This is a genomic window from Vibrio superstes (assembly GCF_003569005.1).
GTDB lineage: Bacteria > Pseudomonadota > Gammaproteobacteria > Enterobacterales > Vibrionaceae > Vibrio > Vibrio superstes.
The window spans coordinates 1,348,408-1,372,492 of record NZ_BCUR01000004.1; the positions used below are offsets into that span (position 1 = coordinate 1,348,408).

At 45.0% G+C, this 24,085-nt stretch carries 18 protein-coding genes and 8 tRNA genes; 21 read left to right on the plus strand and 5 right to left on the minus strand.

The window, feature by feature from the left end:
• Positions 1-171 precede the first annotated feature (171 nt).
• Positions 172-492 (minus strand): HI1450 family dsDNA-mimic protein, encoded by a 321-nt coding sequence (locus D5I41_RS14155; RefSeq protein ID WP_119010333.1) that lies wholly within the window; start codon positions 490-492, stop codon positions 172-174.
• Positions 493-551: 59 nt separating this feature from the next.
• Positions 552-2,915, minus strand: a complete 2,364-nt coding sequence (locus D5I41_RS14160) for a DNA polymerase II (RefSeq protein WP_119010334.1) — start codon at positions 2,913-2,915, stop codon at positions 552-554.
• A gap of 372 nt (positions 2,916-3,287) precedes the next feature.
• Between D5I41_RS14160 and uvrY the strand changes: the two genes are divergently transcribed.
• From uvrY to nspC, 17 genes are all read left to right on the plus strand, one after another.
• A complete protein-coding gene (gene uvrY, locus D5I41_RS14165) occupies positions 3,288-3,932 on the plus strand; it encodes a UvrY/SirA/GacA family response regulator transcription factor (protein WP_119010335.1) in 645 nt (214 codons plus the stop codon).
• Positions 3,932-5,764, plus strand: coding sequence for an excinuclease ABC subunit UvrC (uvrC, locus tag D5I41_RS14170; RefSeq protein WP_119010336.1), 1,833 nt, complete (start codon positions 3,932-3,934; stop codon positions 5,762-5,764). Before uvrY ends, uvrC begins: the two co-directional genes overlap by 1 nt.
• 77 nt (positions 5,765-5,841) lie before the next feature.
• A complete protein-coding gene (gene pgsA, locus D5I41_RS14175) occupies positions 5,842-6,396 on the plus strand; it encodes a CDP-diacylglycerol--glycerol-3-phosphate 3-phosphatidyltransferase (RefSeq protein WP_119010337.1) in 555 nt (184 codons plus the stop codon).
• A gap of 303 nt (positions 6,397-6,699) precedes the next feature.
• Positions 6,700-6,773: transfer RNA gene (locus D5I41_RS14180), tRNA-Cys, on the plus strand.
• Positions 6,774-6,819: 46 nt separating this feature from the next.
• Positions 6,820-6,895 (plus strand) — tRNA-Gly (locus D5I41_RS14185).
• Positions 6,896-6,987: 92 nt separating this feature from the next.
• Positions 6,988-7,074: transfer RNA gene (locus tag D5I41_RS14190), tRNA-Leu, on the plus strand.
• A gap of 25 nt (positions 7,075-7,099) precedes the next feature.
• Positions 7,100-7,175, plus strand: a tRNA-Gly gene (locus D5I41_RS14195).
• A gap of 43 nt (positions 7,176-7,218) precedes the next feature.
• A tRNA-Cys gene (locus D5I41_RS14200) sits at positions 7,219-7,292 on the plus strand.
• Between the two features lie 46 nt (positions 7,293-7,338).
• Positions 7,339-7,414 (plus strand) — tRNA-Gly (locus D5I41_RS14205).
• A gap of 153 nt (positions 7,415-7,567) precedes the next feature.
• Positions 7,568-7,654: transfer RNA gene (locus D5I41_RS14210), tRNA-Leu, on the plus strand.
• Between the two features lie 106 nt (positions 7,655-7,760).
• Positions 7,761-7,836 (plus strand) — tRNA-Gly (locus D5I41_RS14215).
• 305 nt (positions 7,837-8,141) lie between these two features.
• Positions 8,142-9,785 carry a hypothetical protein gene (locus D5I41_RS14220; RefSeq protein WP_119010338.1) on the plus strand — a complete coding sequence of 548 codons (1,644 nt, stop codon included), beginning with the start codon at positions 8,142-8,144 and terminating at the stop codon, positions 9,783-9,785.
• A 136-nt stretch (positions 9,786-9,921) separates the two neighbouring features.
• Positions 9,922-11,253, plus strand: a complete 1,332-nt coding sequence (locus tag D5I41_RS14225; RefSeq protein ID WP_119010339.1) for a sigma-54 dependent transcriptional regulator — start codon at positions 9,922-9,924, stop codon at positions 11,251-11,253.
• A 183-nt stretch (positions 11,254-11,436) separates the two neighbouring features.
• Positions 11,437-12,282, plus strand: coding sequence for a mechanosensitive ion channel family protein (locus tag D5I41_RS14230; RefSeq protein WP_119010340.1), 846 nt, complete (start codon positions 11,437-11,439; stop codon positions 12,280-12,282).
• A 521-nt stretch (positions 12,283-12,803) separates the two neighbouring features.
• A complete protein-coding gene (locus D5I41_RS14235) occupies positions 12,804-15,695 on the plus strand; it encodes a pyridoxal phosphate-dependent class III aminotransferase (protein WP_119010341.1) in 2,892 nt (963 codons plus the stop codon).
• A gap of 13 nt (positions 15,696-15,708) precedes the next feature.
• Positions 15,709-16,956, plus strand: coding sequence for a carboxynorspermidine synthase (locus tag D5I41_RS14240; RefSeq protein WP_119010342.1), 1,248 nt, complete (start codon positions 15,709-15,711; stop codon positions 16,954-16,956).
• A 73-nt stretch (positions 16,957-17,029) separates the two neighbouring features.
• Positions 17,030-18,160 (plus strand): carboxynorspermidine decarboxylase, encoded by a 1,131-nt coding sequence (gene nspC / locus D5I41_RS14245; RefSeq protein WP_119010343.1) that lies wholly within the window; start codon positions 17,030-17,032, stop codon positions 18,158-18,160.
• 147 nt (positions 18,161-18,307) lie between these two features.
• On the opposite strand, the gene D5I41_RS14250 is transcribed toward nspC, so the two are convergent.
• The gene (locus D5I41_RS14250) at positions 18,308-18,616 is read right to left on the minus strand and encodes a hypothetical protein (protein WP_119010344.1); all 309 of its coding nucleotides are present in this window, start codon (positions 18,614-18,616) and stop codon (positions 18,308-18,310) included.
• Positions 18,617-19,090: 474 nt separating this feature from the next.
• Between D5I41_RS14250 and D5I41_RS14255 the strand changes: the two genes are divergently transcribed.
• Positions 19,091-20,788, plus strand: a complete 1,698-nt coding sequence (locus D5I41_RS14255) for a protein adenylyltransferase SelO (RefSeq protein ID WP_119010345.1) — start codon at positions 19,091-19,093, stop codon at positions 20,786-20,788.
• A gap of 247 nt (positions 20,789-21,035) precedes the next feature.
• Here the strand turns inward: D5I41_RS14255 and D5I41_RS14260 are convergent, their stop codons facing one another.
• Positions 21,036-21,308, minus strand: a complete 273-nt coding sequence (locus tag D5I41_RS14260) for a hypothetical protein (protein WP_119010346.1) — start codon at positions 21,306-21,308, stop codon at positions 21,036-21,038.
• Positions 21,309-21,790: 482 nt separating this feature from the next.
• Between D5I41_RS14260 and D5I41_RS14265 the strand changes: the two genes are divergently transcribed.
• The 3 genes from D5I41_RS14265 to D5I41_RS21250 all read left to right on the plus strand — a co-directional run bounded on the left by D5I41_RS14265 (position 21,791) and on the right by D5I41_RS21250 (position 23,467).
• Positions 21,791-22,381, plus strand: a complete 591-nt coding sequence (locus tag D5I41_RS14265; protein WP_119010347.1) for a uracil-DNA glycosylase family protein — start codon at positions 21,791-21,793, stop codon at positions 22,379-22,381.
• A gap of 95 nt (positions 22,382-22,476) precedes the next feature.
• On the plus strand, positions 22,477-23,280 hold the full coding sequence (locus D5I41_RS14270) for a Cof-type HAD-IIB family hydrolase (RefSeq protein ID WP_119010348.1): 804 nt from the start codon (positions 22,477-22,479) through the stop codon (positions 23,278-23,280).
• Positions 23,281-23,323: 43 nt separating this feature from the next.
• Complete coding sequence (locus D5I41_RS21250; RefSeq protein ID WP_371860119.1) at positions 23,324-23,467, plus strand: hypothetical protein; 144 nt, start codon at positions 23,324-23,326, stop codon at positions 23,465-23,467.
• 95 nt (positions 23,468-23,562) lie between these two features.
• Here the strand turns inward: D5I41_RS21250 and D5I41_RS14275 are convergent, their stop codons facing one another.
• On the minus strand, positions 23,563-24,075 hold the full coding sequence (locus D5I41_RS14275; RefSeq protein WP_017030746.1) for a glycine cleavage system transcriptional repressor: 513 nt from the start codon (positions 24,073-24,075) through the stop codon (positions 23,563-23,565).
• Between the last annotated feature and the right edge of the window lie 10 nt (positions 24,076-24,085).

Sequence of the window (24,085 nt, forward strand, 5' to 3'; positions counted from 1 at the left end):
AACTAGCGTAGGAAAAATTCTCGAGGACAAGGCAGGATTTTTCGATAAGTAGTTATTCTACAATCAAAAATTCTAACGCAGTCATCGAGTATTTTAACAAGCTAGGATGACCAGTTATTTAGTACGATTGGTATGAGCATCTGGCTATCGAATACTTCTTTATAAAGTGACTTAGTCACGCTTCCACAAGATATGGCAGAACTTGTGGTCAGGGTCGCGTGACACTAACAGTCTTGCGAACACGTCATCCAACGTATCATCCGCTTCGTTTACTAGGCCGATCTTGATTTCGGCGTAGGTTTCTTTGTCAACTTCAAACCCTACGTGTTGAACCCAATCATCACCCGTTTCAACCAGCTCTGCAGCACCTCTATCTTCAAATTGAAGAGTGAATAGAGCCACATCAGCAGCCTCTAGGTTATCTGGAGCCATTTCGAGAAAAATGTCGTAAGCGGTATCGATGGTGTCATCGTAAGACAAAAGTTCAGTCATTAGATTTCCTTAGCGGTATCTTTGATAATTAGCGCGATTGTACGCCTTAATTGTGTCAATTAGAACAGCCCAAGCTGAGGTGCATTGATATCATCAAACTTTAACCCAACGAAGGGCAAGATGGCATCGGCAATCGGCTTTATCTGTTTATCAATATAGTGTTCGTAGTCAATCGAGTTCTTCACATACTCAAGAGGCTCAGGGCCAATGGTGGTCATCATATATGAAATACGACCACGGTTTTGATATTGCAGTGGTCGCCCTAGTTGCTGGTTAATCTCATCGGCTAAACGAGCAGCGCGCACTTGCGGTGGAATGTTCTTCTGATACTCATGAAGCCTTCTGCGAAGCCGCTTTCGATACACAAGTTTGTTGTCCATTTTGCCGCTCTCAACGTGTTCAACGGTATCTAAAATGAATTGTGTGGGATCGGACCCAGCAAAGATAAGCTCGTAAAGGTGCGCCTGAAAATCTCGCGCAAGCTCAGTCCAGTCGCTACGGGCACTCTCTAAGCCTTTAAACACGATACGTGAGCCAGATTCTTGAGTAATTAATCCGGCATAACGCTTCTTTGAACCTGTTTCTGAACCGCGAATCGTAGGCATGAAAAATCGAGAAAAGTGGGTTTCGTATTCAAGCTCAAGCAGGGAGGTGAGGTTATATTTCTCGGCCAAGTGCTGCGTCCACCAACTATTGATGTGCTTGGTGAGCGCATTGCCAATCTCATCCGCTTGCTCCTGGGTGCACTCATCTTTGAGAGAAACAAACGTAGAATCTGTATCCCCATAGATCACCTCATAGCCTTGCTCTTCGATAAGCTTGCGCGTGGTCTTCATTATTTCGTGACCACGTAACGTAATCGATGATGCCAATCGCGTATCGAAGAAGCGACAACCAGACGATCCCAATACACCGTAAAAGGAGTTCATGATGATCTTGATAGCCTGAGAAAAAGCGACTTCTTTGTCCTTTTTAGCCTGATCTCGGGCCTGCCACAACTCTTCAATGAGGTTAGGTAAAAAGTGTTTTTCTCTATGAAACTGCGCCTTGCGAAAGCCGGGTACCGCTTGGTTTTTCTCTTTGCCTATTTCAAGTTGCAGACCCTCGATTAACCCCATAGGGTCAATGAGAAAACTGCGGATAATAGCCGGGTACAGGCTTTTAAAATCCAGGACGAGAACGGAATCATACAGGCCGGGTCTGGAGTCCATAACAAATCCACCAGGACTGGCAATCCAATCGTTTGGCATGAGATTTGGCGCTACATAGCCCCCCCTATGAAGGCGTGGCAGATACAAGTTAGAGAACGCGGCAACACTGCCACCAATGCGGTCAAGGGCGAGACCAGTGAGTTTACTACGCTGAATGAGGTAATCGAGTAGGTGTGTCTTCTCAAATATCTTATTCACCAACACGCAGTCTTGTAGGTTGTACTTGGCAAGAGCAGGCTTATCATGATGGAACATATGATTGATCTCTTCCATCCTATCTTGCACATTGTGTATAGCTTTTCCTTCGTGCAACAATTCTTGGGATACAGACTCTAGTGACCAAGAATCGAAAGAATAAGTGGCTGATTTAAGCCCATCAATGCCATCAACCACCACGCGTCCGGGTATGGTAATAAAGCCTTGCTGGCTTTGATTAGATTGTCGGTAAAAACAGGTTTGTTTGCCTCGTCCAAGGGTCAGCCTGAGTTTGTTTTGCTCTGCTCGCTGCACCAATAGTCGCATGTCAAAGCCAATCACATTCCAACCCACAATGATGTCAGGGTCAAACTGCGTAAACCAGTCAATCAATGCCATCAATAGGGCTCTTTCATTGTCGACCCACTGAATGGGGGTGCCTTGTTCGGGTTGTGCTTCACCAATCATGATGACACGGCTATCAAGCTTTGAATCTAACCCCACAGAATAGAGTACACCCTTGGCGGAACATTCTATATCTAAGGAGACGACGGATAACTTGGGTGAGTACTCTTTCGCCGCTCGGCATTGTGCGTTCGCGACCTTGATATAACCGCTATCTTGCTGCTCGACACCATCAAATTCTATCTGCCCCTGAATAAACCGCTCCATCAAGTAGCGATCGACCAGCCTGATGTCGGATTCATAGATAGGAATCGAGTGGCTAGTTAACACGGTTTCAAAGTCAGACGCGTGCTTACGAGTGGGGAAGTAGCAGGCAGTAGTCGCCTCTAGTTGGAATGTTTTTAGAGGGAGAGCTTTAGTCTCACAGGGAGTATTAAGCTGCTTTGCCAACTGCTTAACCTGCGCTTCACTAGCGGTGTTTACAAAATAGACAGACTTTTGATCTGGGATTTGTACCAAAGTGGGGCCGAGATCCGTAGAAATCCACAGCTCAATAAGGCTAGAAAACCCTAGATCTTTACTTTGACGAGTTAGTATAAATCCTGAACGCAATCTGCAAACCTTTTTGCTACTCTTATTGAAGAAGATGATACCAAACCCTTGTCTAGGCGGTTATATGAATTTGGTTTCTCTCAGTAATGTTTTTCAATATGCTGATTTTATGGGATAAAAATTGGACTTTTGTCCTTTGAGATCGTTTATGATTGTTGTTGCATAGGGCGGGTTTGGTATAAAAAACGAACGAACGATCCCCTTATTGCAGTAGTAGTTCATGTTAATTGAACTAAATTGTTGTAAAAATGGCGAATACTGAGCATATTTGGATGTTGTTGGCTACAGCAATAACGTAGAATAAGGACCGCATGTTATGATTCATTCATGACGAACTTTGCGGCATAAAATAAAAAGTGTGGAGATACAAGTTTGATTAATGTTTTCCTTGTAGATGATCACGAGCTTGTACGCACAGGGATAAGACGTATTATTGAAGACGTCCGTGGAATGAACGTAGCAGGGGAAGCTGAAAGCGGTGAAGAATCTGTAAAATGGTGCCGAAACAACCATGTTGATGTAATCCTTATGGATATGAACATGCCCGGTATTGGTGGCCTTGAGGCCACAAAAAAAATCTTACGTTTTAACCCAGACGTTAAGATTATTGTTTTGACCGTTCATACGGAAAACCCATTCCCTACCAAAGTAATGCAAGCCGGTGCTGCCGGTTATCTTACGAAGGGAGCGGGCCCTGATGAAATGGTTAACGCAATTCGAATGGTGAACAGCGGTCAACGCTATATTTCACCTGAGATCGCTCAACAGATGGCTCTGAGTCAAGTTTCACATTCTTCTGATAATCCATTTAAGGACCTCTCGGAGCGTGAGCTACAAATCATGTTGATGATCACCAAAGGCCAGAAGGTTACGGATATTTCCGAACAGCTGAGCCTTAGCCCTAAAACAGTGAATAGCTATCGCTATAGACTGTTTAACAAGCTAGATATCAGTGGTGATGTTGAGTTGACTCACCTGGCTATTCGTCACGGAATGTTGGATACAGAGACACTTTAGTGACAATAGGGTTCGACTCAGCCGCATTTCTTAAAACGGTTACCGACCAGCCCGGCGTTTATCGTATGTATAACGCCGAGGCTGTTGTTATTTATGTCGGCAAAGCCAAAGATCTAAAAAAACGCCTCAGTAGTTACTTCAGAAAAAAGCTCGATAACGAAAAAACGCGCGCCTTGGTCAGCCATATTGACCACATAGACGTGACGGTAACGCATACCGAAACTGAAGCACTTATTCTTGAGCACAACTACATTAAACAGTACTTACCCAAGTACAACGTTTTGCTTCGAGACGATAAATCCTACCCTTATATTTTTATCAGTAACCACAAGCATCCTCGCTTGTCTCTTCATCGCGGCTCTAAAAAGCGTAAAGGGGAGTACTTTGGTCCTTATCCTGACTCTGGAGCAGTAAGGCAAACCCTGCACTTGCTACAGAAAATACTGCCAATGAGACAGTGTGAAGACACCATCTACGCCAATCGAACCAGACCGTGTTTGATGTACCAGATTGGCCGATGTGCTGCGCCGTGTGTCAGTAGTGTGATTTCTGATGAAGAATACGCAGACCTTGTGCAATGGGTTCGCTTGTTCTTGCAAGGCAAAGACAAGCAGGTAGTAGGGCAACTGATTGACAAAATGGATGAAGCGAGCCGCACTCTGAAATTTGAACAAGCGGCTAAATTTCGCGATCAAATTCAGGCGATAAGGCGCATTCAAGAGCAGCAGTTTGTATCTGAAGATAGCTTCGATGATATCGATGTGCTCGGCTACGCACAGGAATCTGGTGTGGCTTGCATTCATATCTTGATGATCCGTCAAGGCAAGATACTGGGCAGTCGTAGCTTTTTCCCTAAGATCCCCAATAACAGTCAACAAGATGAAATTTTTTACAGCTTCATTAGCCAGTATTACCTTAACCAATCAGAGGGCAGGGCGTTGCCTAGCCGTTTGATATTTGCGGCCGGTCTGCTGGCTGAAGAACAGGCCTTTCAAGAAGCGTTGACTCAGATGGCCGGAAGGCGGGTCACCTTCCATACTAATCCTAGTGGCAATCGTGGACGCTACTTAAAGTTGGCAAATACCAATGCATTGAGCGCCATTACGACTAAGATTAACCACAAAATGACCATTTCACAGCGCTTTAAAGAACTTCAAGAGGTGCTGAATATGGAGTCAATTCGTCGCATGGAATGTTTTGATATCAGTCATACCATGGGTGAGAGCACCATTGCCTCTTGTGTTGTGTTTAATCATGAAGGCCCAGTAAAGCCAGAATACCGTCGCTACAATATAACGGGGATCACGGGCGGTGATGACTATGCCGCAATGGGGCAGGTCCTTGAGCGCCGTTACTCCAAGCAACTCGATGTTGATAAGATCCCAGATATTATTTTTATCGATGGTGGTAAAGGGCAGCTAAATCGAGCTATAGAGATTATTTCTCAATATTGGGATGAGTGGCCAAAACGACCTAGACTGATTGGCATTGCTAAGGGTGTAACACGTAAGCCTGGTTTAGAAACGATGATCACAGCTGAGGGTGATGAGTTTAATTTGGCCAGTGACGCGCCAGCACTTCATCTAATGCAGCACATTCGCGACGAGAGCCACAATCATGCTATTGCAGGGCATAGAGCCAAACGCGGTAAAACAAGGCGTACCAGCGCTCTTGAGGGCATCGAGGGAGTAGGTCCGAAACGTAGGCAGGCGCTGCTAAAGTACATGGGCGGTTTACAAGAGCTAAAGCGCGCCAGTGCTGAAGAAATAGCCAAAGTACCCGGTATCAGTGATTCTTTGGCAGAAAAGATAGTTCAGGCGTTGCAACACTAACTAAAATCCCGCAACATTGGGGTTAAATTTAAAGTCAAAAAAGCGCACTGTTTTCAGTTGCCTTCAGAGTAAATAAAATGCGATTGACTATCCCAAACATTCTTACCATGATCCGCTTATTCTTGATCCCAGTGTTTGTCATTGTGTTCTATTTACCCACCTCATGGGCACCGTTTACCGCTGCTATGGTGTTCTGGGTCGCTGGATTTACGGATTGGCTTGACGGACTTGCTGCTCGTAAATTGGGACAAACCTCTCGCTTTGGTGCATTTCTAGACCCAGTCGCGGATAAGGTGATGGTGGCTACAGCACTACTTCTCATTGCAGAGCACTTCAATACGATTTGGATTACCGTCCCTGCGATTATCATGATTTCCCGAGAGATTATTATTTCTGCACTTAGAGAGTGGATGGCAGAGATTGGTAAACGCTCGAGTGTAGCAGTATCTTGGGTCGGTAAAGTAAAGACCTTCTCTCAAATGTTTGCGTTGTGGGTTCTTATCTGGCGCTACGACGATTGGATGGTTTGGATTGGTTACTTGTCTCTCTATGTGGCAACCGTCCTCACACTATGGTCAATGGTGCAGTATTTAATGGCAGCCAAAGACGACCTGCTCAATTCAGAAGAGTAAAATCAATTTATGAAAACCAGCGAAAGCTGGTTTTTTTGTATCTGTGACAACCAATTGCAAATATTTTATGCCTAAGTGTCTTCACATCAACACAAACAAAGGGTTAGTGTAAATTGAGGTGCAGAAAAATACGCCAAATTAAGCGTAATTTGAGCAGTATTTGATACTTATCTAACCACTTGCACGCAGTTTGTTTGTAAAGCGAGCAAACGAATCAAAATTATAAAAATTCTGTTGACTCATCGGGGTGAATCCGTAAAATGCCACCCCGTACCGAAGAGAAACGTTCTTCAGTAACACAGAGGCGCCTTGGCAGAGTGGCTATGCAGCGGATTGCAAATCCGTGGACCTCGGTTCGACTCCGGGAGGCGCCTCCATATTTAATCTTATTGCTATTAGCTTAAAGCTGTCAGCGGTAAGAATGCGACACTAGCTCAGTTGGTAGAGCGCAACCTTGCCAAGGTTGAGGTCACGAGTTCGAACCTCGTGTGTCGCTCCAAATTTAATCTTATAGCCGCAAGCTTCAAGCTATCAGCTGTAAGAAGATGGTGTTTTACTTTTCAGTAATTGGCATCGCAACAAGTTTTGCGTGCCCTGGTGGTGGAATTGGTAGACACAAGGGATTTAAAATCCCTCGGCGTTCGCGCTGTGCCGGTTCAAGTCCGGCCCGGGGCACCATCTAATTAGTTCGAAAGAACATAAAGCGACACTAGCTCAGTTGGTAGAGCGCAACCTTGCCAAGGTTGAGGTCACGAGTTCGAACCTCGTGTGTCGCTCCAAATTTAAACTTAAAGCTGTCAGCTTTAAGCTCAAAAAAAATATGGCGCCTTGGCAGAGTGGCTATGCAGCGGATTGCAAATCCGTGGACCTCGGTTCGACTCCGGGAGGCGCCTCCATATTTTATCTTATAGCCGTAAGCTTAGAACTAACTGCTGTAAGAATGCGACACTAGCTCAGTTGGTAGAGCGCAACCTTGCCAAGGTTGAGGTCACGAGTTCGAACCTCGTGTGTCGCTCCAAATTGAGAATGGCAGGTCAGACGCGAGGAACCTCGTGGTTCGCCCAGAGAGGGCAGTCTGGTCGAGTCGCTCCAAATTTAATCTTATAGCCGCAAGCTTCAAGCTATCAGCTGTAAGAAGATGGTGTCTTACCCATCGCAACAAGTTTTGCGTGCCCTGGTGGTGGAATTGGTAGACACAAGGGATTTAAAATCCCTCGGCGTTCGCGCTGTGCCGGTTCAAGTCCGGCCCGGGGCACCATCTTAATAAAAATGTAGTAGGTATTCCTCGTTGGCTGTACCGGCCGATATGTCGGACCATCAAGTCCGGCCCGGGGCACCATCTAATTAGTTCGAAAGAACATAAAGCGACACTAGCTCAGTTGGTAGAGCGCAACCTTGCCAAGGTTGAGGTCACGAGTTCGAACCTCGTGTGTCGCTCCAAATAATGAAGCCTCAGCAGAAATGCTGGGGCTTTTTTGCATTTGAATCAATGCTCCAATCTCTCCTGTAAACCTGTAAACCTGTAAACCTGTAAACCTGTAAACCTCAATTTCTCTTAACTTATCTATCTGAATGATTTTATTAGAAAAAATCGTTTTCTTGAGCACGTTTCTCTGTTTCCAAAGAAAGTCTTACGAATAATTAAATTATAAAAAACAATATGTTATCTATTGGTACGGGACTTGCAAAGGAAACTGACTAGCTCGAAGTATGAAGCTGTTGATTTGATAGTGGGAGTTATACCTATGGATATCTCAAGATTTAAGATGTGCTTCAAAATCGCGTTTATTGGACTTGTACTTTCAATGTATGTGGTTCCATCTTACGCGGTTCATGAATTAGATGTATTTGAACTGGATGGGGATGCTGTTGATGATCCCGAAACACTTGGTGATGATTGGGACACAATCACCACGAGTACCACAGCTGTTACGATTACTGACCCTAGTGGTAATGGAGTTTTAGAAGACCCAGCGCCCCGCTCAATTTTTACTGGTGGACGCAAAGATATTCAAGATATTTCACAGTGGGGGCACAAAAATGGCTCTGTACCGGATAAGGATGATTTAACCAATGCTTATGCCGCAGCTTATGGAGTAGATAACGGCAATGGCTCTAATGATTTAGTTATATATTTTGGTGCGGATAGATTTGCAAATGTGGGTGATGCGTTTATGGGATTTTGGTTTTTCCAAGACAAAGTTGCTGCTTTGCCTGATGGTAGTTTTTCAGGATCGCACAAACCAGGAGATGTTTTAATTCTAATTGATTACCCGCAAGGAGCAAATGATAGCCCTTATGCGGCTTTGCTTGTTTGGGACCCTACCTGTCCTAAAGCAGCAAGTAACGACCCTCAGCCTCCATCAGGGCCAAATGATGATGGGGATTGTGCGGCTAAGAACTTAAGATTGAAGGCAGAATCAAACGATGAGGTCAGCGCGGAATGTGGAGCGAATGAATCGGATGATAATGGTTGTGCTATTACAAACGGTTCGTTGATCGATGCTCCGTGGGGCTATGTCTCAAAAACAGGTATTGTAAATGAATTTCCTTTTGAAAGTTTTTATGAAGGTGGAGTAAATCTAACTCAGTTATTAGGTGGAACGGGTACATGTTTCAGTAGTTTCATGGCTGAGACTCGATCTTCTAGCTCATTCACCGCTTCTTTGAAAGACTTTGTACTTGGCGAGTTTGACTTGTGTGGGCTAAAACTAACAAAAACGTGTGACAATGGAACGTTGTCACCTAGCGGTGATTCCATAATTTACGATTATACCCTTACTGTAAAAAATACAGGATTCGGACCTTTGCATGACATCATGGTTAGAGATATCACAGCAGAGAAAGATTACAGTCAAGCTATCCTGTTAGCAGGTCAAGAAGCGGTATTTACTGATACCTTTATATCACCTACTAACGGCATTTTAAATGAAGCTAATGTTACAGCCGCACTTGTATCAGGAGGTCCGGTTGAAGTTTCAGATAATACCGATTTCTCTTGTCCGGCTATTCCTCCGACAGGATCGCTCTCGATAGATAAATCATGTGAGACTGTTGTAGAAAATAGAAACGGTCAATATGGTCTGTTAGTAAATTATAGTGGTATGGTTTGTAACACATCTCTTGTTAAAATAAACAATGTTGTGATTACTGAAAGCCATGACGGCATTGATAAGGACATTCCTATCGGAACAATGGCACCAGGAGCTTGCGCTAGTTATGGTAGCAGTTATGTGCCAACCCCTTTGAATGGAGAAAACTTACCATTGCCTGCTGGTCAAGTAAGAACATTTACCGATACAGTTCAAGCTGCGGGAACAACAGCTCTGTTCGGAGAACCGGTCGATTCAGGGTTGCCTGTTGAGGCTAGTTGTCCTATATGTATCTAGATCTTGACTTAAAATAAATTGAAGCCCTTAAGCTTAGCTTAAGGGCTATTTTTATATCTGTATAATGGTGGATAAATATCAGACGATTTCAAACTAGTCTAGAATTAAGAACAGGTAGCTAAACCAAATACATACTATGTCCATAAATGAACAACCAGTACCAAGGAGGATACTGGTGATAGATATAGGGACAAGCAAGTCTGATTTAGGTTTTTTAAGTGAAAGCTTTGAGGTTGTAACCTGTGTAGACTTGTCACAAATGGATACACAGATCGCTCAATTTAACTTGAGTGTTGGAGTTGTGCGCCTTTCTCATTCAAGTGATGAGCAACTATTTTCTTACCTTCAAGCTTCCCTTCTAGTTAATCCTCGATTTCGGTGGATTCTTACAGTTCCTGCTAGATACGAAAATATGTCTAAAGTGTTGCAGATGGAGCCAAGCGTGTGCTGGGATTATTTCCATGATCCTGTTCCTAAAGATACGTTTGTAAATACGATTGGTCATGCGGTGGGCTTAACCAGCCCGTATCCTTATGAATGTAGTGCTCGGGTCACACGGGAAATAAAGCAAAATCAGATGGTTAAAGGGACAAGTAAGAGTTTACTTATTCTAGAGCGAGAAATTAAGACCTATGCCTTTTCTGATTGCCCCGTGTTAATCAGAGGAGAAACCGGGACTGGAAAAAGCCGTTGCGCAGAACTAATTCATGCTACTTCCAATCGAAGGCTTGAGCCTTTTATTACTGTAAACTGCGGAGCAATACCCGAGAGCCTAATCCACTCTGAATTATTCGGACATGAAAAGGGTTCGTTTACAGGAGCAGCATCTAGGCATGTTGGTCATTTTGAGCGGGCTAATAAAGGTACTCTGTTTCTTGATGAGATAGGTGATTTGTCATTGCCGATGCAGGTACATCTGTTGCAGTTTCTAGAAACTAAACAGCTAATGAGGGTAGGTGGAAGCCAGTGGATCAATGTCGATTGTAGGCTGATTCTGGCAACACATGTTAATTTAGAAGAAGCAGTAGTAGAAGGCAATTTCAGAGAGGATCTCTACTATCGGATTAACGTTCTTACTATGGATTTACCTGCGTATCGAAAACTTGAGTGTGACAGGGTTGTACTCGCTGATAATCTGCTGAGTGAGTTATCGGATGAAAACAAGGCGTTATCACCAGCAAGCTTAAAAATGATTGAGTCTTATGATTGGCCCGGTAATGTTCGAGAGCTTAAAAATAGGCTAGAGCGAGCGTGTGTAGTATCGGAATCACCCTTGATTGAACCTATAGACATGGGTTTCTGTGTTAAAGGAGGCATAAAGACGGGCTCTAGTAAGCGCTCCCCTGTATCAGGACAAGAACTGTTAGCAACACTGGAGCACAGCAATAACAATATTTCCGCAGCAGCTCGGAAATTGAATGTGTCTAGAACCACTATGTATAAACTAATGAAAAAATATCTACATTAGTTTCCCAAGCAATCTAGGATTTTCGCTACAGGACGTTTAGAATTCAATAAGAAACAACTATTTAGTTAGGCATCGAAGTGTTGGTGCTTTTTTTTTGTGTTCTGCTTTATTCAATGATTCTATCTTGCTTAGAGGCGAGGGAGATGAAGTTTTTTTCGATTCATTATTTTTAGAGGCCTATCCATGGAGAAATTGCAGCCAGTTGTCGATTTTCTTCTTACTTATAAAAGTATTTTCAGTGTACTAATTTTATTCGTCATCTGGTTGTTGCGTCGTTTCTTGCTGTCCGTGATTCGCGGCAATGATGCCTTTATCTCGGAAAAGCAACGTAATTGGATGTCAAAAACCAAGAACGGCAGCTTTGCATTTACTCTGATTATTCTGTTTATCCTATGGCAGTCGGAGATCAATCAATTTGCGCTGAGTGTTACTGCGATTGCGGTTGCTATTGTAGTGGCGTCAAAAGAGATTATTCTTTGTTTTACTGGTTCAATCCAAAGGGCAAGTTCTCGTTCCTTTCGCATTGGCGATTGGATTGAGGTTGGCAAGTTAAGCGGAGAGGTGATAGAGCACAATATGATGGCGACAGTGATCCAAGAGATCGATCTTCATCATGGACAATATCATTACACAGGTAAAACAGCGACACTGCCAAACAGCATGTTCTTTACCTACCCAGTAAAAAACCTCAACTTCATGAAGCGCTACGTTTACCATAATTTTTCAATTGTGGTGAAGGACTTCGTTAATCTGTATCCGATGATCCCTGAGTTGACGGAAAAGATTGAGGAGCATTGTGCGTATTTTAGTGATGTTGCGATTCGCTATAACGCTATGATTGAAAAGCATGCCGGCTTGGACCTGCCTGGCGCGGAGCCGCATATTCACATTAGCAGCAACATCAACGCAGAGCAGATTGTGCACTACATGATCTTCTGTCCAACGGATAAAGCGAACCATCTAGAAAACTTGATTCGCAAAGATTTTATGGACATGTATGAACAGCGCTTTCCAATAAAGTCTGACTGATATAAACGTAAAACCTCCGAGCCTCAGCTGAATTGCTGGGGCTTTTTTATGGGTGAAATTGTCATTTGATATCCATGTTACAATTTGAAATAGATCTGCGGTTATAAATAACGCATTTTGCGGTTCAACTGTTGCTAAGATCACGTTTTCTTGGTAAATTCCCGCGCAATCTCAGAACACTCTGAGGGACACGCGTAATAAGCATTCAAGCTGATTGTGATATTACGTAGGGTAGGTATCAAACGACCTTCGTTTGATAGATGGGAATAAGATGCCAAGATGGCATTGAGAAAGGCACCCAACATGTATCATCAATCCAATTTGACAATCAGCTTCGTTCTACCGGCTTACACTATTATTACTGAGCCATGATCCGTCACATCTGACAGTTCACCCCCTTTAAATACTATTTTCCTAAGCATCTCTTTTTGAGTGATGTTTGCGTACTATATACCCCTAATGTTGATCCGTTGTTCTCAAGAATGAACAAGGGAAGGCATTACTCTAATTTAGGTAAATCTATGAGCTCTGCATTTGAATTTGAGATTGCGGCCACTAGCGCTGTTTTTTCAAGTGATGTCCCTGTTGTTGAAGGCATTTATGACCTAACACCAGATCAAATGTTAATTGACCAAGCTGAGCACGAATCTGAGGTTCGTTCTTATCCACGTCGTCTACCCCTTGCTATCAAACGTGCGTACGGTGCGTTAGTTGAAGATACACGCGGCCAAATGTTTTTGGACTGCTTAGCAGGAGCGGGCACGTTAGCCTTGGGTTATAACCACCCTGAGATTAATCAAGCGTTGAAAGAACAGCTCGAAAGTGGCTTGCCGTATCAAACACTGGACATTACGACTCAGGCTAAAGATACCTTTATTAAGCGAGTAAAAGCGTTTCTTCCAGAAGAGTTTTCTAAGAACTCTGCAATTCAGTTCTGTGGTCCTTCAGGTGCCGATGCTGTTGAGGCCGCAATTAAGCTTGCTAAACAGACAACAGGGCGCAATACCGTATTCGCATTCCGTGGCGCCTACCATGGCATGACCAACGGCACTATGGGCATGATGGGTAACCTTGGCACTAAAGCGCGTCGCACCGGTTTAATGTCCGATGTCCACTTTATGCCTTTCCCGTATAGCCTTCGTTGCCCATTTGGTCTTGGTGGTGATGCCGGTGCTAAAGCGAGCATTCGTTACATTGAGCGTCTTCTTTGTGATGATGAAGCCGGCATCATGAAGCCTGCGGCAATCTTCGTTGAACCTGTCCAAGGTGAAGGTGGTGTAATCCCCGCACCGGCTTTCTGGCTACGAGAACTGCGCCGCATCTGTGATGAGCACAATATCCTGTTAGTGCTGGACGAAATTCAGTGTGGTGTGGGTAAAACAGGTTACCGCTTTGCATTTGAAGAAGCAGGTATTTCTCCTGACATTCTATGCCTATCTAAGGCGATCGGCGGCGGCCTTCCTATGTCTCTACTTGTGTTCAAGAAAGAGAACGATACATGGAATGCTGGCGAACATACGGGCACCTTCCGTGGCAACCAATTGGCAATGGTATCGGGTGCTAAGGCACTAGAGATCATTGAGCGCGATGGCTTGGTTGAGCATGCAGCAAAAGCAGGCCAGTACCTCAGAGAAGGGCTTGAAGCGATTCAACGCCGTGTTAACTGCATTGCTGAAGTACGCGGCAAGGGCTTGATGCTTGGCGTCGAAATCGTTAAGCCTAGCGGTGAGCGCAATAAGTTTGGTGAGCGTGTGGCCGATGGAGAGCTCACTCTTGCGATTCAACGCGCGGCTCTAGAGCGTGGCTTGATGGTAGAAAAAGGCGGTCGTGATGGCAGTGTGATTCGTTTCTTGCCCCCAATTATCATCTCTTACGCACAGATTGATTTTGCTCTCAAAACTATGGAGCAAGCAATCCTAGCTGCGGGCGGTTCTTTGGTCGACCCTGAGCCAACTAACAAGCAGTGGCAAAAGCACTTTATCCATACTGGCGCACAGGGCGCAGATGAGTTTGCGAACGTTATGCATCACACCGTTGATGCAATGAAATCTGTATTTGAAGCGGTAGATAAGCCGTACTCTGGCATGGATCCTAAGGCTCTAGAAGCTCAGATCAATAAAGTTGACCTAGATGCTGGAAACCAAAACCTAACTGACGTTATTGATAACGCTTCAGATTTGGTTGCCAAAAACTCTATCATGGTTCAGCACCCTAACTGTATAGCGCACCTACATACTCCGCCGCTAATGCCTGCCGTTGCAGCGGAAGCCATGATTGCGGGTCTTAATCAGTCCATGGACTCATGGGATCAAGCCTCTGCCGCTACCTATGTCGAGCAAAAGGTTGTGGATTGGCTTTGCGAGCAATACCAGATGGGTGAGAACTCAGATGGCGTATTTACCAGTGGCGGCACTCAAAGCAACCAAATGGGTCTATTACTCGCGCGCGATTGGTTTGCTGATGTGACGAGCAAGCACTCTATCCAAAAGCTAGGTAACCCAGACTATGCAGATAAGCTTCGTATAATCTGCTCAGACAAATCACACTTTACCGTGCAAAAATCTGCAGCCTGGATGGGCCTTGGTGAGAAGTCAGTGATCTGCGTGAACACCTTTGATGATGGCACAATGGATACTGAAGCACTGGCTGAAACCATTGCCAATGCAAAGGCTGAGGGCTTAATGCCATTTGCTGTTGTGGCAACGGCGGGCACTACTGACCATGGCGCGATTGATGACATTCAAGCAATGGCGAGTATTGCAGAGCGTGAAAACCTGTGGCTTCACGTAGACGGCGCTTATGGCGGAGCTCTTATTCTGAGCAGCCATAAAGAGCGTCTAAAAGGCATTGAGAAAGCAGACTCAGTATCGGTGGATTTCCATAAGCTGTTCTATCAAACCATTAGCTGTGGCTCTTTACTGGTTAAGAACAAAGCGAACTTCGATTATCTGTTGCACCATGCCGACTATTTGAACCGCGAGCATGATGAGCTGCCAAACCTGGTTGATAAGACGATGGCGACCACTAAGCGATTTGATGCGCTCAAGGTTTACATGACCATGCAAAACGTCGGCCCCAAAGCGCTAGGTGCAATGTACGATCACCTGCTAGAGCAAACTCAGCAAGTGGCGAAGATGGTTCAGCAACACGAGATGTTTGAGCTCTTGGCTGATCCTGCATTGTCGACAGTCTTGTTCCGCTGTAAGCACTTAGATGCGTCTCGTCTAGATAAGCTTAATCAGAAAGTGCGTATCGAAGCCTTAGTGCGTGGCGTAGCGGTATTAGGTGAGACCGTGGTAAATGGTCACTCTGCGCTGAAATTTACAATTTTGAATCCGTGTCTGACCCTGTCAGATTTCGAAAAACTATTAAATGACATTGATAAGCTAGCGGTAGAGCTAGCGGCACAATAAAGGAAAGTAACAAATGGCAGTTTTGCAAATTGGTGCAGGTGGTGTTGGTTGGGTTGTTGCGCATAAAGCAGCTCAAAACAACGAAGTATTGGGTGACATCACTATCGCTTCTCGTACCGTCGCTAAGTGTGACAAGATTATTGAATCGATCAAGGGCAAAAATAACCTTAAAGATCCGTCTAAGAAACTAGAGTCTCGCTCTGTAGATGCCGACGATGTTGCTGCTCTTGTTGCGCTTATCAATGAGGTAAAACCTGACTTAGTGATTAATGCTGGTCCTCCGTGGGTGAACATCACCATCATGGAAGCCTGTCTACAAGCCAAGGTTTCTTACCTAGATACGTCTGTAGCGGTAGACTTGTGCTCAGAAGGTCAGCAAGTGCCTCAAGCGTACGATTGGCAGTGGGGCTTCCGCGACAAGTTCAAAGAAGCAGGTATCACTGGCATTCTAGGCGCAGGTTTTGATCCTGGCGTAGTAAGCGTATTCGCCGCTCACGCTGTGAAGCACCTCTTTGATGAAATCGACACTATCGATGTGATGGATGTTAACGCTGGCGATCATGGTAAGAAGTTTGCCACTAACTTTGACCCAGAAACGAACATGCTTGAGATCCAAGGCGATTCTTTCTACTGGGAAGATGGCGAGTGGAAACAAGTGGGTTGTCATGAGCGTATGTTTGAGTTTGACTTCCCATTAGTGGGCAAGCATAAGGTCTACTCAATGGCGCATGATGAAGTACGCTCAATGCAAGAATTCATTCCTGCTAAGCGTATCGAATTTTGGATGGGCTTTGGCGATGCATACCTAAACTACTTCAACTGTATGCGTGATATCGGTCTACTTAGCCCAGACCCATTAACATTACATGATGGCACGGTTGTACAGCCACTGCATGTTCTTAAAGCATTACTACCAGACCCAACGTCACTAGCACCGGGCTACACAGGCAAAACCTGTATTGGTACTTGGGTTCGCGGCACTAAAGACGGTAAAGCGCGTGGCGTGTTCATCTACAACAACGCCGATCACGAAGTGGCTTATGAAGATGTTGAGCACCAAGCGATCTCTTACACCACTGGCGTTCCAGCAATCACCGCGGCACTGCAATACTTCCGTGGCAAGTGGGCAGACGCTGGCGTATTCAACATGGAACAGTTGGACCCAGATCCGTTCCTAGAAACCATGCCTGAGATTGGTTTGGATTGGCACGTTCAAGAGCTAGATCCTGAGCAAGCACCAGACATTCAAGTTCTTAAGTAGAGCTTGAATCTCATTTTTTAGTGTTAAAGCCGGTAGTGATGCCGGCTTTGTTAGCTAACGAGACAACGATTTTATGAACCATTCTCAGTTGCAAACACCTTACTTCATGATTGATGAAGCAAAGCTTATTCAAAACCTTGAGACGGCTAAGAAGCTTAAAGAGCTATCGGGCGTGAAATTGGTTTTAGCGCTTAAATGCTTCTCGACCTGGGGAGTGTTCGACATTATTAAGCCCTACCTTGATGGCACCACAAGTAGTGGCCCTTACGAGGTGAAGCTAGGTTACGAGACCTTTGGCGGTGAGACTCATGCTTACAGTGTGGGTTACACAGAGCAAGACGTTATTGAAGTCGCTGATATTGCAGACAAGCTTATCTTCAACTCTCAAAGCCAATTGACGCACTATCGCCACTTGGTTGAAGGTAAAGCCTCATTGGGTCTTCGATTAAATCCTGGAGTGAGTGTTGCAGGGCAAGATCTCGCAAACCCTGCACGTAAGTATTCTCGTTTGGGTGTGCAGGCAGACCAAATTGATGCAGCGGTGTTTGATACTTTGCAGGGCGTGATGTTCCACATGAACTGTGAGAACAAAAGCGCTGACTCTTTCATCGAATTACTGGATTCGATCTCCGTGCAGTTTGGTCACTATCTCGATAAGTTAGAGTGGGTGAGCCTTGGCGGTGGCGTGTTCTTTACGTGGCCAGGATATGAGCTTGAAAAACTGGCGTCAGCTCTAAAAGCTTTCTCTGTAAAGCATGGCGTTCAATTATATCTGGAGCCTGGTGAGGCGATCATTACCAAGACCGCTGACCTTGTAGTGACAGTTGTTGATATTGTTGAAAACGAGAAAAAAACAGCGATTGTTGACTCTGCGACTGAAGCGCATCGCTTAGATACACTTATCTATGATGAACCTGCATCTATTCTTGAGGCGACCGAAGGGGCGGAGCATCATTACGTTATCGGTTCGTGTTCATGTTTGGCTGGCGATCAGTTTTGCGAAACGCAGTTCTCGCAACCACTGAAAATAGGCCAACGCCTGCACATTATGGATAGCGCAGGCTACACCATGGTGAAGCTCAACTGGTTTAACGGTATCAAGATGCCGTCAATCTACTGCCAGCGCACCAGTGGTGAAGTCGTTAAGCTTAACGAATTTGGGTACTCGGACTTTAAACGTTCGCTGTCACAGTGGGCAGTGTAATGTAACTTCTTGTCGAGCAGTGAAGAGCTGATAATCGGCTTTAAAACTACGATAAAAGGTCTAGCGATTTAGCTAGACCTTTGTTCTATCAGCAGTGCTAAGAATAACTCGATAGTTATGATGAGCTTCCCGCGGGATGTGGAACGTTTACACGAAACCGCCGCCTCCAGAGCGCTCACTAGGGTCGTCCCAGTCATAACCGCCCCCTCCAGAACGCTCGCTTGGATCTTCCCATTGATAGCCAGTTGTTAGTTTATCCGTAGGGTTTACAAGCACAAAGCAACCTCCAGTTTTCTCACTTGGATCTTCCCAAGTATAGCCGCTGTCTTCCTCTTCATGGTCGCTGCATGAGTAGAAGTTATAAGGGTTTAACAGCGGGGAAGTGTTGCTTTCCTTAGCAAGTGCAACCGGAGCCACGAACAAAGATGTTATCAGTAGAGTACTTAAAGTTTTCATTGTTTCACCTATACAGCTTTTATCTCAATACCTTAATTACATTCCCTGTCGAAGTAGAATTTCTTCGTGCCCGAAAAACACCGTTGCAAATGGCTTTGTGGAAGCCTCGATCCCAATTGGGATTGTTAATAGGCAGAAAATGCGTTTAGTTGTTAGTGGTTAGAACATAGAGTGTTGTGAACGCCCCCGATCTAAACCTTTCATGGATGTTTTACGGGGGATTAGCGTAGTTGGATTAGATATTATTGCCCGCATTGGCATTAGATGGTTACAAGCGCAGCCGTTTTTGTAGCCTGACCAACGGGCTTTGTTACTCTGAGTTTTTGTTTTTTGCTTTTCCGATGAGTAAGTGGAAATCGCTATGGCAGTGCACTATCGTCGGTAATTAGTTGAACACAGATGATGTCTTTTTAGTTATGCAGACGTATCATTGCCGATAGTTTTGATTTGGATACATTGCATGGAGACGACGCGATGAGTAAACAGGTAACGAAGGAAGCCCAAGTCTGCATTTTCAATTTTGACGACCTGGCAGAGGTGGCGAATTACTCTCTACTGGATAATCTGAACCCCGATCCAGAAGCAACTCCAGAGGGTATTGACCATTATCCTCGGCAAGTATTTTCCGGTCACTATGTCCCTGTTAAGCCAACGCCAATCGCAGACCCCGTTTATGTAGGTCATAGTCCCGGATTTTTCAAAGAGCTAGGGATAGATGATAGCTTAGCGCTTACCCCTGAATTCGGGCGCTTCTTCTCTGGCGATATGGGTCACCTGCCTGCGCCTATGCGAGATGTGGGATGGGCCACAGGCTATGCGCTCTCAATCTTCGGTACCGAATATGTTCAGCAATGTCCTTTTCAGACAGGTAATGGCTATGGCGATGGGCGAGCGATCTCCGTTTTTGAGGGCGTATTTAATAATAAAAGATGGGAAATGCAGCTCAAAGGTGCTGGTCCAACACCGTATTGCCGAGGCGCGGATGGCAGGGCGGTGCTTCGCTCGAGCGTACGTGAGTTTCTTGCTCAGGAGTATATGCATGCATTGGGCGTAGAGAGCACTCGCTCTTTGAGCTTGTTTGCCTCGCGATCAGAGACTGTGGATCGCCCTTGGTACAGTGAAGGATCTCAGTCAGAGAATCCAGATATTATGGTTGCCAATCCTGTGGCGATTACGACGCGTGTAGCACAGTCGTTTCTGCGGGTAGGCCAGTTGGAGTTGTTTAGTCGAAGGGCTCGTATAAATGAGCATCCAAATGCGATGTCAGAGCTTGAGATGATGGCGCTGCACATTATAGAGCGTGAATACAGCGAGCGGATAGATGTCGAGTTGCCACTCACAGAAAAGCTGCTTACACTAGCATCAGAGTTTAGGGCACGCCTAACCACCTTGGTGACTCAGTGGCTTAGAGTTGGATACTGTCAGGGTAACTTTAATAGCGATAACTGTTCTGTTGGGGGAGTTACCTTAGATTACGGCCCGTTCGGCTTCTGCGAGTATTTTGACCCTTATTTTCAACCTTGGACTGGTGGTGGACGCCACTTCTCTTTCTTTAATCAGCCCCTAGCTGCTGAGAAGAACTATGAAACATTTTGTGGCGCTCTTAAGCCGCTACTGAATGAAGAGGCACGAGCAAAACTAGATAGTCTAGTTGAGGGGTTTTCTTCGGTTATGACAGAGAAATCCAACAAGATGTGGGCTGAAAAACTGGGGCTAGAAACTCTGGATATCGAACTGTTTAACCAACTCTTAGTCTTAATGATGAAAACCCATTTAGACTACACTTTGTTTTTTCGCCAACTCTCGAACATACCTAAAGCGGTATCTGATTTAGCCTTAAGTTTTTATGCCAAGCCTGACGAGGAGCTTATTGATGAGTGGGCGCTGTGGCTAAACGCTTGGAGAGAGCGACTAGATCCCAATGTAGATATGGCCGAGATTTCACGCCGAATGAAACAGGTAAACCCTAAGTACACTTGGCGAGAGTGGTTAATTGTTCCTGCCTACGAACAAGCACAGAAGGGTGATTTTTCGATGATTCATGAACTGCAACAGGTTTTCGCAAACCCTTATGAGGAGCAATCTAAACAGATGGAAGAGAAATACTATCGATTGAGGCCACTAGAGTATTTCTCCGCTGGTGGTGTGTCTCACTACAGTTGCTCTTCTTGAGTGGGAAACGAAATATTACCGCCGTTGCATGGCTAAACATCTCTGGCAGTAGCAATACAGCTTGACCTGTCTAGAGCTCTAGAGTTTAACCTTGGTAATAACAGACTACTTGAAGACGCTAAAATAGAATCCGAATTTGGCACCTTAAAGAGCGATACCTTTAGCTCCAATTATTGGAGCTAAAGGGCTTTTGCTAACAGCTGGTTTGGAAGATAAATCGATATTGCCAAATAGAGCACTCAAGTGCTTATCCCCTATGGTACCCGCCACCAGTTCTTTCACTTGGGTCTTCCCAAGTGTAACCACCACCAGTTCGCTCACTCGGATCTTCCCAAGTGTAACCACCGCCAGTTCGCTCACTCGGGTCCTCCCAAGTATAACCACCACCGGTTCTTTCACTCGGGTCTTCCCAGGTATAGCCGTTTTGGACACCCATGTGTGTATTAAAATTAATGCTCGATGCAAGTGCTGCAGGCGCGACTAACAGAGAAGTCAGCAGTAAAGTAGTTAGAGTTTTCATGGTTTCACCTATGTAGTTGTTGTTCTCAATAGCTGAACCGCATTCCCTGTCGACGTGAAAATTAGTGCGTTCAAATTAAGAGACCCTGTCGAGTAACTAAAAATTTCATTATTTTTTTAGATCGGAACATAGTCGCAGTCATGAACATTGGTTTTCAAAGAGGTTGGAATCCAAGAAACTCTTAGGGTCTGTTGACCTTTTGCGATTAAATGGCTTCTGGACGAGCCCTTCTTGCCGAGCCCTTCGGGTAGCGCTTTGTTGGGCATTTCTACCGCGTTAGTCACTTTTCATGTGGAACCACCACACCTAAAAGCGACTGCCTTGTATTAATACCCAACAAATCGCTACAAAAATAACCTCAAAAGGTCAACAGACCCTAGTTATTTGGTCATATGCAATAGACTAGGGTTTACGATATCTAAGACTTCCTAATTCGCGGATGTGAAGTTTTGTCACCCTTTATGTATCAGTAGGCATTAATGATGAGCCGATTTTCTAGAGTGTTAGCCGAAGTAGAGTCCTGCACGCTGTGTAGTGAACATTTACCGCTGGGTGCAAGGCCAATAGTGCAGATGCACCCAGGGGCAAGGATACTCATCGCGGGACAAGCGCCTGGCAAGCGAGTGCACGATACAGGCATTCCATTTAATGACCCTAGTGGCGATCGATTACGTGCCTGGATGGGGATATCAAGGGACGTATTTTATGATCCTAAACAAGTCGCCTTGCTGCCTATGGGCTTTTGTTATCCGGGCACTGGCAAGTCGGGTGATTTACCACCGAGACGTGAGTGTGCACAGAGATGGCGTGAACAGTTGTTGGCAGAGCTGCCCAATATAGAGTTAACACTGGTACTCGGCAAATACGCTCAGAACTATCATTTTCCACAAACGAATCATTCATTGACCCGATTAGTGAGTGAATGGCAAAGCCATTGGCCTACAATGGTTCCTTTACCTCATCCAAGTCCAAGAAATAACATCTGGCTAAAGAAAAACCTTTGGTTTGAGAAGGACCTTATACCGCAATTACAAGCTAGGGTAGAGGAGGTGCTATCAAATTCTAAAAATTAGTCTCTAGTGCTTTGTCTCGAACATTTTTATTTCATTTACTAGTGAACTTAGGTACTTTGTAGGCTTCGTTGTTACGGTTTCTGGTAAATCTCGTCATGCCTCAATCACAAGTCAAATTCATCGCCGCTGATATGGATGGCACACTCCTCGATGAACATAGTCAGCTCAATCCTGAATTCTTTGAAATATTTGAAAAGCTCTACGATAAAAAGATCACCTTTGCGGCTGCATCTGGCCGTCAGTATTACAGCTTGATTGATATGTTTGCGTCGGTCAAAGACCGTATGATGTTCATTGCTGAGAACGGCACTATGGTGATGCACTTAGGAAAAGAACTGTATAGCTGTGAGATCGACACGCCAAGTGTAAAAGAGATTATAAAGTCTGCTCGGCAAATTGATGGCACCTATGTGGTGCTGTGCGGCAAACAGTCTGCCTATATTGAAACCGAAGATCAGCACGCTTTGGATGAGATCAAAAAATACTATCATCGTTGCCAGTATGTCAGTGACCTTTTGGCGGTCGATGATGAGTTTATTAAGGTAGCGATCCTCAATTTTGATGGCTCTGAAGAGCTTATCTATCCAAGCTTTAGTGAGCAGTTTGGTGAGTCACATCAAGTCGTAGTCAGCGCGAAGATCTGGTTAGATGTCATGAACAAGCATGCATCCAAAGGGGCGGCGATTAAACACCTGCAAAATACTTTGGGTTTTACATTTGAACAGACGATGAGTTTTGGCGATTACCTGAATGATTTTGAAATGCTCAAGGAAAGCTATCACTCTTATGCGATGGCCAATGCACACCCTAGAATCAAAGAAGTAGCGCGCTTCTCAGCGCCAAGTAATGTAGAAGCTGGTGTACTGACAACCATTAAAGAAAAAGTGCTAAAAGCCTAGCTTTATCTTTGCTGAGTCATCAAATCTTTTATAAAGAGCAGCAATGTATCTGAAGTGGATGGGAGAAAAAATGTGGGCCTTTAGACCTGTGCAAGCCGCGGTTGCGCAGCACAAAGCAACATTTAAAGAGTGGCCTGCTTTGACACCAGAAACCCCAGCAGAGAGAAACGGTGGAGTCGGTAACTAACGCCGTAAACACTATAAAAGCTCGCTTTCATAAGCGAGCTTTTTCGTTTTATCTAGCTAAACTAATGTTCTAACAAGCTAAGCTAGGGTTGCGTTTCAAGCTTCGACAACAACTCGAGTGTCTTCGCTTAGTGATTCCAGTTCTCGTGTGACATCATCAACATTAAGCTCTGCTGGCAACTTCAAAGCCAATTCAGCTGTGAACAGGCTAGAACTTACACCGCCGCCACCGGCGATAAACACGCGATGGCAATCCATGTCGAGGATGCTGATGCCCTGCCCATCAAGGACTTGGGTTATCTCATTGACGATGCCTGCTCGATCAGTAGAGTCGACTCTGAGGCTAAATATCTCCTCTTTATCGTGCAAAGAGGCATCAGCGTCAGTGAACTGACAGACAATATTCTCCGTGCTACTGAAGGCGCTCTTAACGGTTTCTGCGTTGTTCGCGGGTAAATCAACCTTGATGACTCCAGCGACTTGCTGGTCAATGAAATTAACCTTACTGATTAGCCACTTGCCGCCGTTTTCATGGGTGATTGCGGAGAGGCGCTTAATCGTCGATGGCGATGCAGTGCCGATGAAGTTCACGATAAATGTAGTATGCATGGTGGTTCCC